A 15839-nucleotide genomic window follows, 5' to 3' on the forward strand; every position below is an offset into this window, starting at 1 on the left:
AGAGCATGCCCGCAGGCGAATCTTTCTATATCACCACGCCCATCTACTACCCCTCCGATGTGCCCCACATCGGCCACGGGTACACGTCGGTGGCGGTCGACACGCTCGCGCGCTGGCACCGCCAGTCGGGTGATGACACCTGGATGCTGACCGGAACCGACGAGCACGGTCAGAAGATGCTCCGTGCCGCCGCGGCGAACAACGTCACCCCTCAGCAGTGGGTCGACAAACTCGTCACGGAGAGCTGGTTTCCGCTGCTGGAGACGCTCGACGTCGCCAATGACGACTTCATCCGCACCACGCAGGAGCGGCATGAGCGCAACGTGCAGGTGTTCTTCCAGCGGCTCTACGACTCGGGGTACATCTACGCCGGCGAGTATGAGGCGCTCTACTGCGTCGGCTGTGAGGAGTTCAAGCCCGACAGCGAGATCGTCGACGGCACCGGTCCCTTCGAGGGGCTGAAGGTCTGTGCGATCCACTCCAAGCCGCTGGAGCTGCTGCAGGAGAAGAACTATTTCTTCAAGCTCAGCGAGTTCCAGGATCGACTGCTCGAGCTGTACAAGACCGAACCTGATTTCGTCCGCCCATACTCGGCTCGCAACGAGGTCATCTCGTTCGTCAGTCAGGGGCTGAAGGATCTCTCCATCTCCCGCTCCACCTTCGACTGGGGCATCCCGCTGCCCTGGGACGATTCGCACGTCATCTACGTGTGGGTAGACGCGCTGCTGAACTACGCCACCGCCGTCGGGTACGGCGCTGCTTCTGGAACTGAGGCCGAGGCGCTGTTCGAGCGCCGCTGGCCTGCCTATCACGTGGTCGGCAAGGACATCCTGCGCTTCCACGCTGTGATCTGGCCAGCGCTGCTGATGGCGGCCGGCGTCGAGGTGCCCAAGGGCGTCTTCGCGCACGGCTGGCTGCTGGTCGGCGGAGAGAAGATGTCCAAGTCGAAGCTCACCGGCATCGCACCGACGGAGATCACCGACGTCTTCGGCTCCGACGCGTACCGCTACTACTTCCTCTCTGCGATCGCGTTCGGCCAGGACGGCTCGTTCAGCTGGGAAGACCTCGCGGCTCGATATCAGGCAGAGCTCGCCAACGGCTTCGGCAACCTCGCCTCGCGCACGGTCGCGATGATCGAGAAGTACTTCGGGGGTATCGTGCCCGAAGCCGCCGAGTACACCGAGCAGGACCTCGCGATCCAGAAGATCGTGGCGGATGCCGCTACCGCAGCTGACGCAGCCATCGAGCAGTTCCGCATCGACGAGGCGATCCACTCCATCTGGACGATCGTCGACGCCCTGAACGGCTACATCACCGAGAACGAGCCGTGGGCGCTCGCCCGTGATGAGGATCAGCGCGGACGCCTGGGCACGGTGCTGTACACGTGCGCCGAGGGCCTGCGAGCGCTCAGCGTGCTGCTGTCGCCGGTGATGCCGCAATCGACCGAGAAGCTCTGGTCGGCGCTCGGCGCGGCAGAGCGCCTGGGCGCTCTTCAGCAGCAGCCCGTCCGAGAGGCCGGTACCTGGGGCCAACTCACCCCCGGAACCAAGGTCGAGACCTTGGCTCCCTTGTTCCCCCGCGTAGAGTCCACCCCATAACCACCCCGCGAAACTTCACCTATGTCTGCAAAAGCGCCCGAAGTAGTGACATACGTGAAGTCTCGCGAGCCTGGAGGGCGCAAGGATCTCAGGTATCCGGCGGCGCCGGAGGCGCTCACCGTGGGTGTGTACGACAACCATGCGCATTTGGAGATCACGGACGGAGTCGAACCGCTCAGTCTGACTGAGCAGCTTGATCGCGCACAGGCCGTCGGCGTCATGGGCGTAGTTCAGGCATCCGGCGATATCGAGTCTTCGCGCTGGGCGGTGGATGCCGCGGCATCCGATCCGCGCGTGCTCGCGGCCATCGCGATCCACCCGAACGACGCGCCGGTATACGCCGAAGCCGGCCAGCTCGACCATGCGATCAGCGTGATCGATGAGCTGGCAGCACATCCCCGTGTGCGGGCCATCGGCGAGACCGGCCTGGACTTCTTCCGCACCGAAGCCGATCGTCACGCGCCCCAGTTCGAGAGCTTCGAAGCCCACATCGCGCTCGCGAAGAAGCACGGCATCGCGATGCAGATCCACGACCGGGATGCCCACGATGCGGTGCTCGAAACCCTGGCTCGAGTCGGGGCCCCGGAGACAACCGTGTTTCACTGCTTCTCCGGCGATGACGCGATGGCGAAGATCTGCGCGGATGCCGGGTACTACCTGTCCTTCGCCGGCAACCTCACCTTCAAGAACGCGCAGAACCTGCGCGATGCGCTCAAGGTCACCCCGATCGATCGGATCCTGATCGAGACGGATGCGCCGTTCCTGACCCCGGTGCCGCTGCGCGGCCGTCCGAACGCCCCGTACCTGATCGCGCACACGCTGCGGTTCATGGCATCCGAGCTCGCGCTCGACGTCGACGAGCTGGCCACTCGAATTGCCGCGAACACCCTCGCGGTCTACGGCAGCTTCACCGACTGAGTTTTCGCGCTCAAACTCGGTACAGATGTCGGTTGATTTCTACACCTGTATGCAGAGACCCCTCGATTCGACCGACTCCCGTGATTTTCGACCGACAGGTGTACCCGCAGGGTCCGCGCAGAGCATGGGGGAGAATGGCAGGATGACTGTCACACTGCTCGGCGCCACCGAGATCCGCCGCCTCGCCGCTGAGCTCGATGTCACTCCCACCAAGAAGCTGGGGCAGAACTTCGTCGTCGATGCCAACACCGTGCGCAAGATCGTGCAGGTGGGCGGCGTGCAGGCGGGCGAGCGGGTTGTCGAAGTCGGCCCGGGGCTCGGATCGTTGACGCTCGCGATTCTCGAGACCGGAGCATCCGTCACCGCGGTCGAAATCGACCACCGACTGGCGGCGCGGCTCCCGGAAACAGTGGCAGCTCACGGCGTACCCGCGGATGCTCTCACAGTCGTCGACGCCGATGCCCTGAGCGTGACGGAGCTTCCTGGCGACCCCACAGTGCTCGTCGCGAACCTGCCGTACAACGTCTCGGTGCCGGTGCTGCTGCACTTCATGGAGACTTTCCCGCAGCTCCAGCGCGGCGTTGTCATGGTGCAGGCTGAGGTCGGCGAACGCGTCGCTGCCGGTCCCGGAAACAAGATCTATGGTGTCCCGAGCGTCAAAGCTGCCTGGTACGGGAAATGGCGTCTGGCCGGCACCGTGTCACGGCAGGTGTTCTGGCCGGTTCCGAACGTCGACAGCGTCCTGGTCGCCTTCGAGCGGTCAGACGACGTGCGCGGTGACGAAGACCTCCGCCGGGCTACCTTCCGCATTGTCGACGCCGCCTTCCAGCAGCGTCGCAAAATGCTGCGACAGGCACTGGCGGCGGTTCTGGGCGGCACAGCGGCCGAGGCATCCGCAGTTTTGGAAAAAGCCGGTGTCGCGCCCACCGCGCGCGGAGAGCAACTGAGCATCGACGATTTCGTGCGCATCGCTGAGGCGCTTCGCGGCTAATCTGGAGGCGTGACTGAATCTCCGCGCTTCCACACCAATGTTCCCGAGATCCACCGCCCCTATGTGGCGAAGGACGACCGCTACGAGCAGTTCGAGTACCGTCAGGTCGGTACCTCGGGCCTGTACCTGCCGCCGATCTCGCTGGGCTTGTGGTGGAACTTTGGCGATAACATCCCGCTGGACAACCAGCGCGCTCTGCTGCGCCACGCCTTCGACCGCGGCATCACCCACTTCGACCTGGCCAACAACTACGGCCCGCCGTACGGCTCCGCCGAGAAGAACTTCGGTCGGATCTTCAGCGAGGACTTCCGCCCGTACCGCGACGAGCTGATCATCTCGTCGAAGGCCGGCTGGGACATGTGGCCCGGCCCCTACGGCAACTTCGGCAGCCGCAAGTACCTCATCGCGAGCGCCGAGCAGTCGCTGACGAGCATGAACCTCGACTACGTCGACATCTTCTACTCGCACCGGGTCGACCCGGTGACCCCGATCGAAGAGACCGTCGGAGCGCTGGACACGCTCGTGCGCCAGGGCAAGGCTCTCTACGTGGGAATCTCCTCGTACAGCGCTGAGCGCACCGCTCGTGCGGTCGAGGCCGCCCGTGAACTCGGCACTCCGCTGGTGATCCACCAGCCCTCGTACTCGATTCTCAACCGCTGGACCGAGGCCGAGCTCAACGACACCCTGCGTACGGAGGGCCTGGGGGCCATCGCCTTCACCCCGCTTGCCCAGGGACTGCTCACCGACAAGTACCTCGGTGACGGCACCGCAGATCGTGCGCAGAAGCGCGGTTCTATTTCGGAAAAGCCGCTCTCGCCCGAGGGCCTGGAGATTCTGCGCGGACTCAATGGCATTGCCCAGGAGCGCGGCCAGTCGCTGGCGCAGATGGCGCTGCAGTGGACCCTGCGCGACCCGGTAGTGGTCTCGGCGCTGATCGGCGCGTCGCGCCCTGAGCAGCTCGACGAGAACATTGCCGCGGTCAAGGGCCCGGCGTTCACTGCCGACGAGCTCGCCCGCATCGATGCGCTCTCCGACGGCATCGACGTCGATCTGTGGGCTGTGTCCTCCACACTGTGAGCCGATCATGACACTCGCCGCCGTCCCCGCACAGGTGCACGTGCGTGCCCCGGGCAAGATCAACGTGTACCTCGGGGTCGGCGGCCGACACGATGACGGTTACCACGCCCTCGCCACGGTTTTTCAGGCGGTATCGCTGTACGAAGACGTGATCGCCTACCCGGCCGATGACTTCTCGTTGAGCGTATCGGGGCTGGACGACCCGAGCACGGTGCCGGTGGATGACCGCAACCTTGCCATGCGCGCGGCCAAGGTCCTGGCCGCCGCCACCGGATACGCCGGCGGTGTGCACCTGGAGCTGCGAAAGAGCGTACCGGTCGCCGGCGGCATGGGCGGAGGCTCAGCGGATGCCGCGGCCGCCCTCGTCGCGTGCGACGCACTGTGGGAGACGGGGCTATCGCCCCAGCGCCTGCACGAGCTCGCAGCACGGCTGGGGGCAGACGTGCCATTCGCGTTGCATGGCGGAACGGCAGTCGGCACCGGGCGTGGCGATCAGCTGAATCCGGCGCTCGCGCGCGGGCGCTTCGACTGGGTGCTGGTCACCAGCGATGAGGGGCTGTCGACTCCGACGATCTACGCACGGCTCGACGAGCATCGTGAGGAGACGGGTGCTCTCGCCGATGACCCGCCCCTGTCTCTCGACGTCCCGGTCCTCGTGCTGCAGGCGCTGCGCTCCGGAGATCCGCGGGAGCTCGCCGCGTGTCTGCATAACGATCTGGAGGTTCCGGCGCTGCTGGAGCGTCCGGCGCTGGATGACACGATCAAAGCGGGATTGAACGCCGGCGCGCTCAGCGGAATCGTTTCCGGCTCAGGGCCGACCGTCGCCCTGCTGTGCGAGACTCCCGAGGCTGCCCAGTACGTGCAGAACTCGCTGCAGGGGCTGGGATACACAGCCCTGCATGTGCACGGTCCGGTGCCTGGGGCACGCATCATCGCTTCCTGAGATCGTCCTCGGATCGTCCCCGGCTCCCGGCGCGTCGCTCACCGCGATCGTCCCGCAAACCGTCGCAGAGATGCGCGCTTCGCGTGCAAAGGGACATAATGGGTGACGTATGTGACCGTGCACACGCTGAAGGAGGCGATGCGATGGCAGCCTCTGGCGAACGTGCACGGATCCCGAGCATTCGTGACGTCGCGCGCCTCGCAGGCGTGTCCCATCAGACTGTTTCGCGCGTTCTGAACGAGCACCCCAGCATCCGGCCGGAGACGAAGAAGCGCGTGCAGGACGCGATCGAGGTACTCGACTACAAGCCGAACCTCGCCGCCCGCGCGCTGGTCACCAGCAAGTCGCGAACCATCGGTGTCCTGTCGGCCACCATCGGAGAATTCGGCCCCACCGCGTCGATCGCCGGCATCGAGGATGCTGCGCGTGCGGAGGGCTATTCGGTGACCACCGTGAATCTTCCCGATACGACTCCGGAAGCCATCGGTGAAGCAATTCGTCAACTCGCTCGCGAGCAGGTCAGCGGTGTTGTCGCCCTGGCCCCACAGGTGCGGGTGTTCAACGTGCTGCGCGGGATGGCGGCCGGGGTCCCGATCGTGAGTCTGCAGGCGGCCTCCGGTGCCGCGGGCTTCGAACTGTCGGCGGACCAGGTCGCCGGTGCGCGCGCGGTCACTGAGCACTTGATTTCGTTGGGACACACCGACATCCTGCATCTGGCAGGTCCGCAGGACTGGATCGAGGCGGAGTCGCGCATGCGCGGCTATCTCGAAGCGCTGCGCGAGGCGGATCTGCCGACATTTCCCCCCATCCGCGGTGACTGGACGGCGGATTTCGGCTACTTCGCCGGCACCGAACTCGCTCGTCGGCCGGATTTCACCGCGGTGTTCGCCGCCAACGATCTCATGGCGATCGGGCTGATGCACGGGTTCCGGGATGCCGGTTTCGATGTGCCCGGTCAGATCTGTGTGGTCGGCTTCGACGACATCCCTGTCGCAGCCCACGTCTGGCCGCCCTTGACCACCGTGCATCAGGATTTCGCGGCGCTCGGGAAGCGAGCTGTGGCCATGCTGCTGGCGGAGATCCGGGGTACGGCAGTACCGGAGTTCTCGCCGATCGTGCCGGAGCTTCGGGTGCGCGCCTCCAGCATCTCTCGGTAACGACCGCATCTCGATAGGCGGGCAGAAACAATCTCTGCTTGACAGCGGCGTCCGGCAGGCGCAATATTGTGTCTCATGTGAACGGTCACATTGAGGTGGGCCGTCAAGTATCGAGGATGATTCGTGAGCAGCACAGCAACGATGCCAGCGGTGGCCGGGCCGATCTTGGAGATGCGCAACATCACCAAGGAGTTCCCGGGCGTGAAGGCTCTGTCCGACGTTTCGATCACCGTCAAGACCGGCGAGATCCACGCCATCTGCGGAGAGAACGGCGCAGGCAAATCAACCCTGATGAAGGTGTTGAGCGGGGTCTACCCGTTCGGGACCTATGACGGCGACATTCTGATCTACGGGCAAGAGCAGCGTTTCAAAGACATCGCCGCCAGCGAGCAGGCGGGCATCGCCATCATCCACCAGGAGCTTGCGCTCATCCCCGAACTGTCGATCACCGAGAACATCTTCCTGGGCAACGAGATCGCCCATTTCGGCACGATCGACTGGCGTGCGGCCAAGACACGGGCGATCGAGCTGCTGGCACGCGTCGGACTCGACGAGGACCCCGACGTCGCGGTCAAGCACCTCGGCGTCGGCAAGCAGCAGCTGATCGAGATCGCAAAGGCGCTGAACAAAGACGTCCGCCTGCTCATTCTCGACGAGCCGACCGCGGCGCTCAACGAGAATGACTCCCAGCAGCTGCTGGATCTGATTCTCGGGCTGAAGGCCAAGGGCATCGCCTCGATCATGATCAGCCACAAGCTCAACGAGATCGAGCAGATCGCCGACGAGATCACCATCATCCGCGACGGTCGCACAGTCGAGACGCTCGACATCAGCCGTGGTGAGATCAACGAGGACCGCATCATCCGCGGCATGGTCGGTCGTTCTCTCGAAAGTCGCTATCCGGATCGCACTCCGGAGCTCGGTGAAGTCTTCTTCGAGGTCAAGGACTGGGTCGTGCAGCATCCGACGGTCTCCGAGCGCATGGTCGTCAAGGGCTCCAGCATCAATGTCCGCCGCGGCGAAGTGGTCGGCATCGCCGGCCTCATGGGCGCCGGGCGCACGGAATTCGCGATGAGTATCTTCGGCCGCTCCTACGGCACATATCTGGGCGGCACGCTCGTCAAAGACGGCGAGGAGATCGTCCTCCCGGACGTGGCATCCGCTATCCGCCACGGCCTCGCCTACGTCAGCGAAGACCGCAAGGCTCTGGGCCTGAACCTGCTGGACACCATCAAGCGGGCCATCGTCTCGGCGAAGCTGTCGAAGATCGCGCGTCGAGGGGTCGTCGACGACCGCGAGGAGTATGCGGTCTCGGAGCGCTATCGCAAGGCGCTGCGCATCAAGACGCCCACGGTTGATGAGGGCGTCTCCAAGCTCTCCGGCGGAAACCAGCAGAAGGTGGTGCTGGCGAAGTGGATGTTCACCGACCCCGACCTACTCATCCTCGATGAGCCGACCCGCGGCATCGACGTCGGCGCGAAGTACGAGATCTACTCGATCATCAACGAGCTGGCCGCAGCGGGGAAAGGCGTCATCGTCATCTCCAGTGAGCTGCCAGAGCTGATGGGCATCTCCGACCGCATCTACACGATTTTTGAGGGACGCGTCACCGACTGCATCGACGCGGACCAGGCAACTCCGGAGGCGCTCATGCGCAGCATGACCTCCACGAACCAGAAGGCAACGGCATGAGCACGACGACTGAGACCGAGAAGCGCGGCTTCCACTTCGGCGACATCAGAAAGATGCTGGGAGGTAACGGCACCTCGTCGCTGCGCCAGTTCGGCATCCTCGGGAGCCTGGTGGCGATCGTCCTGTTCTTCCAGGTCGTCACGATGATGCGCAACCCCAACGGGGCGACGCTTTCGCCGAACAACCTCATCAACGTCATCAACCAGTATTCCTTCATTCTGATCCTCGCGATCGGAATGGTGATGGTGATTATCATGGGCCACATCGACCTCTCCGTGGGGTCGGTCGCGGCGTTCGTCGGAATCATCGTGGCCAAGTCCATGACCGACTGGAACCTCCCGTGGCCGCTGGCGATCGTGCTGGGTCTGGTCGTGGGCGCTCTGGTGGGAGCGTGGCAAGGGTTCTGGGTGGCCTATGTCGGGGTGCCGGCGTTCATCGTGACCCTGGCGGGCATGCTGTTCTTCCGCGGTGCGAACCAGTTCATCGGCCAGTCCACGACCGTGCCGGTGCCGAAGGAGTTCGTCGTCATCGGAGCCGGATACATGCCGGAGATTCCGATCCCCGGCATGAACTTCAACGTGCCGACCATGATTCTCGCGGTGATCGCGGTGGCCTGGGTGATCTTCTACGAGTTGCGCACCCGTCGCATTCAGCGCCGAATGGGCTCGGAAACAGCACCGGTCTGGGTGATCGCGACGAAGATCATCGTTCTTTCGGTGATCATCCTCGGCGCCGGCTGGCTGTTCGCCACCGGCCGCCCCGGCACCAGCTTCCCGATCTCCGGGCTGATCCTGCTCGCACTGGTGATCCTCTACACCTTCATCACCCGCAACACCATTTTCGGACGCCACATCTACGCGGTCGGCGGCAACCGTCAGGCGGCGCGCTTGTCGGGCGTGAAAGACCGCTGGGTCGACTTCTTCGTCATCATGAACATGTCGGTGCTGGCAGCCCTCGCCGGAATGATCTTCGTCGCCCGGTCCCAGGCCTCCGGTCCCGGTGACGGCAACATGTGGGAGCTCGACGCGATCGCCGCGGTCTTCATCGGCGGTGCGGCCGTATCCGGCGGTATCGGCACGGTGATCGGATCGATCATCGGTGGATTGGTGATGGCCTTCCTCAACAACGGCATGGCGCTGCTCGGGCTCTCCGCCGACGTCGTCTCGATGGTCAAGGGACTCGTGCTGCTGCTCGCCGTCGGAATCGACGTCTGGAACAAGCAGCAGGGACGCCCCTCCATCATCGGATTCCTCACCCGTCGTCGAGCCCGGACAGATGATTTCGGCTCCTCGACCCTGCAGACCCCCGTCGCCGACGGCGCGAACGGGAAGAAGGGGACGAGCTCGCGCTGAGCGCGTTCGTTCCCCGACCCCTTGAGAGAAAGTGATCGCATGAAGAAAATCGCAGTAGCGGCGACAGCGTTGGTCGTCACAGGTGCACTGGCATTGACCGGCTGTGCCGGCGCCGAGCGCGGCGGCGGCACGGACGAGAACACCGGCGGCGAAGAGACCACCGGTTTTGCAGCCGATGCGACCATCGGTGTCGCGCTTCCGGACAAGACCAGTGAGAACTGGGTCCTGGCCGGTCAGCTGTTCAAGGACGGGCTGGAAGAGGCCGGCTTCACGGCCGACGTGCAGTACGCACCGGCCAGCAACACCGTCGCCGAGCAGCAGAACCAGATCCAGGCGATGGTCACCGGCGGTGCGAAGGTCATCATCATCGGTGCGAAGGACGGCAAGCAGCTGGCGACCCAGGTGCAGGCGGCCCAGGATGCCGGTGTCAAGGTGATCGCGTACGACCGACTGATCGAGAACACCGAAGCAGTCGACTACTACGTCGCCTTCGATAACTTCAAGGTCGGCCAGCTCCAGGGCAACGCCCTGCTGGAAGGCCTCGACGCGAACGCCGGCCACGAAGCCCCGTACAACATTGAGCTGTTCTCCGGCTCGCCGGACGATGCGAACTCGAAGGTCTTCTTCGAGGGGGCGATGGACGTGCTTCAGCCGAAGATCGATGATGGAACTCTCGTCGTCGCATCCGGTCAGACCGATATCGGACAGACCGCCACAGAGGGCTGGCTGGCGGAGAACGCGCAGAACCGCATGGACACGCTCATCACCTCCACCTACGGTGGCGACACCGTGATCGATGGTGTGCTCTCGCCGAACGACACCCTCGCCCGCGCCATCCTCACCGCGGTGCAGCAGGCCGGTAAGGACGTCCCGGTCGTCACCGGTCAGGACTCCGAGGTCGAATCGGTGAAGTCGATCATGGAGGGCGTGCAGTACTCCACGATCAACAAGGACACGGCACTTCTCGTGGAGCAGGCCATCAAGATGGTCGGCCAGCTCCAGAAGGGCGAAGACGCCGAGGTCAACGACACCGAACAGTACGACAACGGCGCGAAGATCGTTCCGGCGTACCTGCTCGAGCCGCTGATCGTCACGAAGGACAACGCCGCTGAGGCGTACGCCAACGTGCCGAGCCTGCTGGAGATTGTGGAGTCGTACAAGTAACGACTTCCGCTGGGGACGTGCGAGCCGTCCGGGCCTGGCGCCCGGGCGGCTCGCTGCGTAGGATCGCGGCTACCCTGGTAAAGACATGGCACATCTTCTCGGGGCCGAAGGCCTCCACCTGGAATACCCCACCAAGGTCGTTTTCGACTCCATCACCCTCGGCATCGAGGAGGGCGATCGGATCGGTATCGTCGGACGCAACGGCGATGGAAAATCGAGCCTGCTCGCGATGCTCGCGGGACGCAAGGAACCCGATGGTGGGCGCGTCACGATGCGCGCCGGCACGACGGTCGGCGTGCTCGACCAGGCTGACACCCTCGACGACTCCCTCACGGTCGCACAGTCGGTCGTCGGCGACATGCCCGAGTACGAGTGGGCTGGCGACGCACGTGTGCGCGACGTCATCCAGGGACTGCTTGCTGATCTGGACTGGGATGCCCCGGTGCGAAGCCTCAGCGGTGGGCAGCGGCGCCGCGTGGCGCTCGCGACTCTCCTGGTCGCGGAGTGGGACATCATCGCGCTCGATGAGCCCACCAACCACCTTGACGTCGAGGCGATCACCTGGCTTGCGGGGCATCTGAAGAAGCGTTGGTCGACGAACTCCGGCGCATTCCTCGTGGTCACACACGACCGGTGGTTCCTCGATGAGGTGTGCACGGAGACCTGGGAAGTGCACGACCGCGTCGTCGAAGCGTTCGAAGGCGGCTACGCCGCATACATTCTGCAGCGCGTTGAGCGTGATCGGATGGCCGCGGCCAGCGAAGCCAAGCGACAGAACCTCGCTCGCAAGGAGCTCGCCTGGCTGCGCCGGGGAGCGCCGGCGCGCACGGCCAAGCCGAAGTTTCGCATCGATGCCGCGAACGCTCTCATCGAGGACGTGCCGGAGATCCGCGACACGGTGTCGCTGCAGTCGCTGGCCGTTTCCCGCCTCGGCAAGGACGTCGTCGATCTGCTGGATGCCGGGGTCACCTACCCTGCCGGCGAATTCGGTGGCCCGCGCGAGGTGCTGCGCGATGTGGAATGGCGCATCGCGCCGGGGGAGCGCACCGGCATCCTCGGTGTCAACGGCGCCGGGAAATCGACGCTCCTGGGACTGGTGGCAGGAACCATCGAACCCACCAGCGGCCGGGTCAAGCGCGGCACTACGGTGAAGGTGAAGACGCTCACCCAGCGCATCGATGAGCTCGGGGCCGTCTGGAACGATCCAGTGCGCACGGTCATCGCGAATCTGCGCACCGAGTACACCTTCGGCAGCGGATCCAAGGCGCAGGCGCTCACTCCCAGCCAGCTGCTGGAGCGTCTCGGCTTCACCTCCGCCCAGCTCTCGACGCCGGTGAAGGATCTCTCCGGTGGTCAACAGCGCCGTTTGCAGCTGCTGCTCGTGCTGCTGGACCAGCCCAACGTGTTGATCCTTGACGAACCGACCAACGACATGGACACCGACATGCTGGCAGCGATCGAAGATCTGCTGGACTCGTGGCCGGGAACGCTCCTCGTTGTCAGCCATGACCGCTACTTCCTCGAGCGCGTCACCGACCAGCAGTACGCCGTGATGGGCGGGCGGCTGCGTCACCTGCCCGGAGGCGTGGACGAGTATCTCCGTCTGCGCACTGCTGAGCAGAGCGGCGCGCCAGCGGCAACCGCAACGGCAACCGCAAAGACGCCCAAGCTCGATGGTGCGGCCTTGCGCACCGCGCAGAAAGAAGTAGCCGCGGCCGAGCGCAAGATTCAGAAACTCACTCAGCAGGTCGACAAGGCCAAGCACGCACTCGTCGAGCACGACCAGTCCGATTACGCGGGGCTGGGCGAGAAGATGAAGCAGATCAGCGCGCTGGAAGCGGAGATCGAAGAGCACGAGCTGCGCTGGCTCGAGCTCAGTGAACAGCTCAGCTGACGCCCTGAGAGAGTTGTGATGTCGGCGCGTACTGCAGAGTGCGCCGCGTCATGAATTTGCGCTCGTTTCCCGACAGCGGGTCGATGAAGCGCAATTCTCTGGCGAGGAGCTGCAGCGGGCGCTGGTGGTCATCTGGCTTCTCGTCGGTGAGTACCGGATAGAGATTGTCGTGCAGGATGCCGGCGCCCACCGACGCGAGATGCACCCGCAGCTGGTGCATCTTTCCGGTGTGCGGACGAAGCAGCGTGTGGATGACGTCGTCGTCGGAATCGATGAGTTCGACGACGGTTTCCGAGTTCGGCTCACGAACGTGATCGACCTCGACACACACCTGCGCACGAAGCTTTTCGATATGGCAGCGCACCGTCAGCGGGAACGATTGCCCGTCGAGTGAGGGGGAGTCAGGATCCCAGCGCTCAGGACGGGAGGACACCGCTTCATAGACCTTCTCGATCTCGCGGCGTTGAAACAGCATCTGATAGGCGCCGCGTGTCTGCACCCGGGCGGAGAACATCAGAATCCCGGCAGTGGCTCGATCCAGCCGGTGAATCGGTGCGAGATCGGGATTGTCGAGCTGTCGCCGCAGCCGCACCAGCGCCGAATTCTGCACATATCTTCCGGCAGGGGTGGTGGGCAGGAAGTGCGGCTTGTCGATCACGACGAGATCATCGTCCTGATGCAGGATCTCGGCGTGAAACGGAATCTCGGTCTCAACCGGCGGCTCCCGGTAGTACCAGATGAACTCCGCAGCATCCAGCGGAGCATCCCGACTCACCGCTGAGCCGTCGGCCATGACGATCTCGCCGCGATCGAACCGCTCCAGCAGGAACTGCTCATCCAGGTGGAAGAAGCGCTCCACCATGTACGCACTGATTGTCGGCCACGGCCCGGTGTGTGGCAGGTGCAGACGCGTCGCGCCCACACCGTCTCGCATGGGCAGCGGCGATGCCATCGCCATCAGAAACGACCCATCAGGCGTCGTAACTCAGGCTGAGCTTGCGCAGGAGCGCGGCCATTCGGTCGCGGTCTGCTCGGGAAAGCGCGCGCAGCAGCTCGGCCTCGATATCGACAAGGCGGGTGATCGCGGCATCCACGCGCACGCGGCCGTCGTCCGTCAGGGTCACCAGGACGCTGCGTCCGTCACCGGGATCGGCCTGCCGCCGAACAAAGCGGCGCCCGACCAGACGATCGATGCGGTTCGTCATCGTGCCGCTGGAGACGAGCGTCTGCTGCATGAGCTGCTTCGGCGAGAGCTGAAAGGGATCACCGGCCCGGCGCAGCGCTGAGAGTACGTCCCATTCCCAGGAGTCGATGTCGCTACGGCGGAAGACATCACGCCGGGCGCGATCGAGATGCTTCGACAGCCGGTCCATCCGGGAGAGGACCTCCAAAGGGGAGAAATCGAGGTCGGGGCGCTGGGCGTTCCACGCGCGGACGATCCGATCGACCTCGTCTGTCTCGTTCATATCTCCATTATCGGATGCCTTCGGCAGACCAGCCGCCGTGAGCATGGCAGAATTGTCACGCGGCCTCTCGGGGCTGTGGTCCGCCGTGGTGTAATGGCAGCACGACAGCCTTTGGAGCTGTTAAGTCCAGGTTCGAGTCCTGGCGGCGGAGCATGACGGAGAACAGACTCGCGATCATCGTGCTCGCTGCAGGGCAGGGCACTCGGATGAAGTCCCGGTTGCCCAAGGTGCTGCACACGATCGGTGGACGCTCGCTCATCGGGCATGTGCTGAAGGCCGCGGATAGCCTCGGCGCGGAGTCCGTCGAGGTCGTGGTGAGACACGAACGCGAGCAACTCGTCCAGGCGCTCGCATCCGCGCATCCGAACGCGATCATCGTCGACCAGGATGAGATTCCGGGTACCGGACGTGCTGTAGAGGTCGCGCTCGAGGCGATTCCCGCTTTCGACGGCGATGTTCTCATCCTCTCCGGCGACTGCCCGCTGGCGGATGCTGCGACGCTGACATCGTTCATCGCCGAGCATCGTGCAGCCGACGCTGCGGCAACGCTCATGACCGCGGTCCTTGACGATCCGACTGGCTACGGCCGCGTCATCCGCAATGCCGAGGGTGACGTCGATCGCATCGTCGAGCAGAAGGATGCCTCCGCCGACGAGGTTCTTGTCCGAGAGATCAACGCCGGCATGTACGTCTTCCGCGCCTCCGCGCTGCGCGAGCACCTCCCGACGGTCGGTGTCGACAATGCCCAGGGGGAGAAGTATCTGACAGATGTGCCGCAGCTGCTGCGTCGTGCTGGGGACCGAGTGGCGGCATCCGTCGTCTCAGATGTCACGGTGACCTACGGTGTCAACGACCGCGTGCAGCTGGCCGAGGTCGGCCGACTCCTCAACCAGCGGATCGTCCGTGGCTGGCAGCGCGAGGGCGTCACCATCATCGACCCGGCGACAACCTGGATCGACGACGAAGTGAAGATCGCGCCCGACGTGACGGTCCTCCCGAACACGATCATCGCCGGCGCGACCGTCATCGAAGCCGGAGCAGTGATCGGCCCGGACACCTCATTGGTCGACTGCGAGATCGGTGCGGATGCTGTTGTGCGCCGAGCCGACGCGACACTCGCCGTCATCGGCGCCGGAGCGAACGTCGGGCCGTTCGCGTATGTTCGCCCGGGCACCGTCCTCGGCGCGAACGGCAAGATCGGCACCTTCGTCGAGACGAAGAACTCGCAGATCGGCGAGGGCAGCAAAGTGCCGCATCTCTCCTACGTCGGCGATGCGACGATCGGTGAGCGTGTGAACCTCGGCGCCGGTGCAATCACCGCGAACTATGACGACATCGCCAAGCACCGCACCGAGATCGGTGACGAGGTGCACACCGGATCGCATAACGTCTTCGTCGCGCCGGTTAGGATTGGTGCTGGAGCGAAGACCGGAGCGGGAGCGGTAGTCCGCAAGGACGTCCCCGCTGGTGCACTGGCCTTGAGCGTCGCCCCTCAACGAAACGTCGAGGGGTGGGTCGAGAAGAATCGAGCCGGGACGGGCGCTGCACAAGCGGCCTCCCGGGCCAACACAGCCACAGAGTAAGGCA

Annotated in this window: 13 protein-coding genes and 1 tRNA gene; 12 read left to right on the top strand and 2 right to left on the bottom strand. The window is 64.6% G+C overall.

Annotated features, from left to right (window positions below):
• Nucleotides 1-5: 5 nt before the first annotated feature.
• From metG to ACW5CM_RS10595, 10 genes are all read left to right on the top strand, one after another.
• Nucleotides 6-1598 carry a methionine--tRNA ligase gene (gene metG / locus ACW5CM_RS10550; protein WP_457124975.1) on the top strand — a complete coding sequence of 531 codons (1593 nt, stop codon included), beginning with the start codon at nt 6-8 and terminating at the stop codon, nt 1596-1598.
• Between the two features lie 21 nt (nt 1599-1619).
• Nucleotides 1620-2516 carry a TatD family hydrolase gene (locus tag ACW5CM_RS10555; protein ID WP_457124976.1) on the top strand — a complete coding sequence of 299 codons (897 nt, stop codon included), beginning with the start codon at nt 1620-1622 and terminating at the stop codon, nt 2514-2516.
• A gap of 142 nt (nt 2517-2658) precedes the next feature.
• Entirely contained in the window at nt 2659-3507 is an 849-nt protein-coding gene (gene rsmA, locus ACW5CM_RS10560) for a 16S rRNA (adenine(1518)-N(6)/adenine(1519)-N(6))-dimethyltransferase RsmA (RefSeq protein WP_457124977.1), read from the top strand.
• 9 nt (nt 3508-3516) lie between these two features.
• Nucleotides 3517-4584 (top strand): L-glyceraldehyde 3-phosphate reductase, encoded by a 1068-nt coding sequence (gene mgrA, locus ACW5CM_RS10565; RefSeq protein WP_438255039.1) that lies wholly within the window; start codon nt 3517-3519, stop codon nt 4582-4584.
• A 7-nt stretch (nt 4585-4591) separates the two neighbouring features.
• Complete coding sequence (locus ACW5CM_RS10570; protein WP_438255041.1) at nt 4592-5527, top strand: 4-(cytidine 5'-diphospho)-2-C-methyl-D-erythritol kinase; 936 nt, start codon at nt 4592-4594, stop codon at nt 5525-5527.
• A 143-nt stretch (nt 5528-5670) separates the two neighbouring features.
• On the top strand, nt 5671-6684 hold the full coding sequence (locus tag ACW5CM_RS10575; RefSeq protein ID WP_457124978.1) for a LacI family DNA-binding transcriptional regulator: 1014 nt from the start codon (nt 5671-5673) through the stop codon (nt 6682-6684).
• A 141-nt stretch (nt 6685-6825) separates the two neighbouring features.
• Nucleotides 6826-8376, top strand: coding sequence for a multiple monosaccharide ABC transporter ATP-binding protein (gene mmsA, locus ACW5CM_RS10580; RefSeq protein WP_457125047.1), 1551 nt, complete (start codon nt 6826-6828; stop codon nt 8374-8376).
• Nucleotides 8373-9728, top strand: a complete 1356-nt coding sequence (mmsB, locus tag ACW5CM_RS10585; protein WP_438255044.1) for a multiple monosaccharide ABC transporter permease — start codon at nt 8373-8375, stop codon at nt 9726-9728. The genes mmsA and mmsB overlap by 4 nt, the downstream gene beginning before the upstream one ends.
• A gap of 39 nt (nt 9729-9767) precedes the next feature.
• Nucleotides 9768-10892: a substrate-binding domain-containing protein gene (locus tag ACW5CM_RS10590; RefSeq protein WP_457124979.1), complete on the top strand. Its 1125-nt coding sequence runs from the start codon at nt 9768-9770 to the stop codon at nt 10890-10892.
• Between the two features lie 85 nt (nt 10893-10977).
• Nucleotides 10978-12786, top strand: a complete 1809-nt coding sequence (locus ACW5CM_RS10595) for an ABC-F family ATP-binding cassette domain-containing protein (RefSeq protein WP_457124980.1) — start codon at nt 10978-10980, stop codon at nt 12784-12786.
• Here ACW5CM_RS10595 and ACW5CM_RS10600 read toward each other — a convergent pair.
• The gene (locus tag ACW5CM_RS10600; protein ID WP_457125048.1) at nt 12779-13738 is read right to left on the bottom strand and encodes a pseudouridine synthase; all 960 of its coding nucleotides are present in this window, start codon (nt 13736-13738) and stop codon (nt 12779-12781) included. The two genes, ACW5CM_RS10595 and ACW5CM_RS10600, sit on opposite strands and share 8 nt — an antisense overlap.
• A 19-nt stretch (nt 13739-13757) precedes the next feature.
• A complete protein-coding gene (locus tag ACW5CM_RS10605) occupies nt 13758-14252 on the bottom strand; it encodes a MarR family winged helix-turn-helix transcriptional regulator (RefSeq protein ID WP_438255056.1) in 495 nt (164 codons plus the stop codon).
• Between the two features lie 79 nt (nt 14253-14331).
• Here ACW5CM_RS10605 and ACW5CM_RS10610 point away from each other — a divergent pair.
• Both ACW5CM_RS10610 and glmU read left to right on the top strand, forming a co-directional pair.
• Nucleotides 14332-14403, top strand: a tRNA-Gln gene (locus ACW5CM_RS10610).
• A gap of 1 nt (nt 14404) precedes the next feature.
• Nucleotides 14405-15835: a bifunctional UDP-N-acetylglucosamine diphosphorylase/glucosamine-1-phosphate N-acetyltransferase GlmU gene (gene glmU, locus ACW5CM_RS10615; protein WP_439255992.1), complete on the top strand. Its 1431-nt coding sequence runs from the start codon at nt 14405-14407 to the stop codon at nt 15833-15835.
• The last annotated feature ends 4 nt before the right edge of the window (nt 15836-15839 follow it).

Source organism: Microbacterium wangyouchuni (genome assembly GCF_054072595.1).

What these genes read in the sequence shown, in the direction of transcription:
- mmsA (WP_457125047.1), top strand. Translation starts at nt 6,826, where the DNA reads ATGCCAGCGGTGGCCGGGCCGATCTTGGAGATGCGCAACATCACCAAG.
- mmsB (WP_438255044.1), top strand. Translation starts at nt 8,373, where the DNA reads ATGAGCACGACGACTGAGACCGAGAAGCGCGGCTTCCACTTCGGCGAC.
- ACW5CM_RS10555 (WP_457124976.1), top strand. Translation starts at nt 1,620, where the DNA reads ATGTCTGCAAAAGCGCCCGAAGTAGTGACATACGTGAAGTCTCGCGAG.
- ACW5CM_RS10590 (WP_457124979.1), top strand. Translation starts at nt 9,768, where the DNA reads ATGAAGAAAATCGCAGTAGCGGCGACAGCGTTGGTCGTCACAGGTGCA.
- ACW5CM_RS10605 (WP_438255056.1), bottom strand. Translation starts at nt 14,252, where the DNA reads ATGAACGAGACAGACGAGGTCGATCGGATCGTCCGCGCGTGGAACGCC.
- ACW5CM_RS10575 (WP_457124978.1), top strand. Translation starts at nt 5,671, where the DNA reads ATGGCAGCCTCTGGCGAACGTGCACGGATCCCGAGCATTCGTGACGTC.
- ACW5CM_RS10595 (WP_457124980.1), top strand. Translation starts at nt 10,978, where the DNA reads ATGGCACATCTTCTCGGGGCCGAAGGCCTCCACCTGGAATACCCCACC.
- ACW5CM_RS10570 (WP_438255041.1), top strand. Translation starts at nt 4,592, where the DNA reads ATGACACTCGCCGCCGTCCCCGCACAGGTGCACGTGCGTGCCCCGGGC.
- metG (WP_457124975.1), top strand. Translation starts at nt 6, where the DNA reads ATGCCCGCAGGCGAATCTTTCTATATCACCACGCCCATCTACTACCCC.
- rsmA (WP_457124977.1), top strand. Translation starts at nt 2,659, where the DNA reads ATGACTGTCACACTGCTCGGCGCCACCGAGATCCGCCGCCTCGCCGCT.
- glmU (WP_439255992.1), top strand. Translation starts at nt 14,405, where the DNA reads ATGACGGAGAACAGACTCGCGATCATCGTGCTCGCTGCAGGGCAGGGC.
- ACW5CM_RS10600 (WP_457125048.1), bottom strand. Translation starts at nt 13,738, where the DNA reads ATGGCATCGCCGCTGCCCATGCGAGACGGTGTGGGCGCGACGCGTCTG.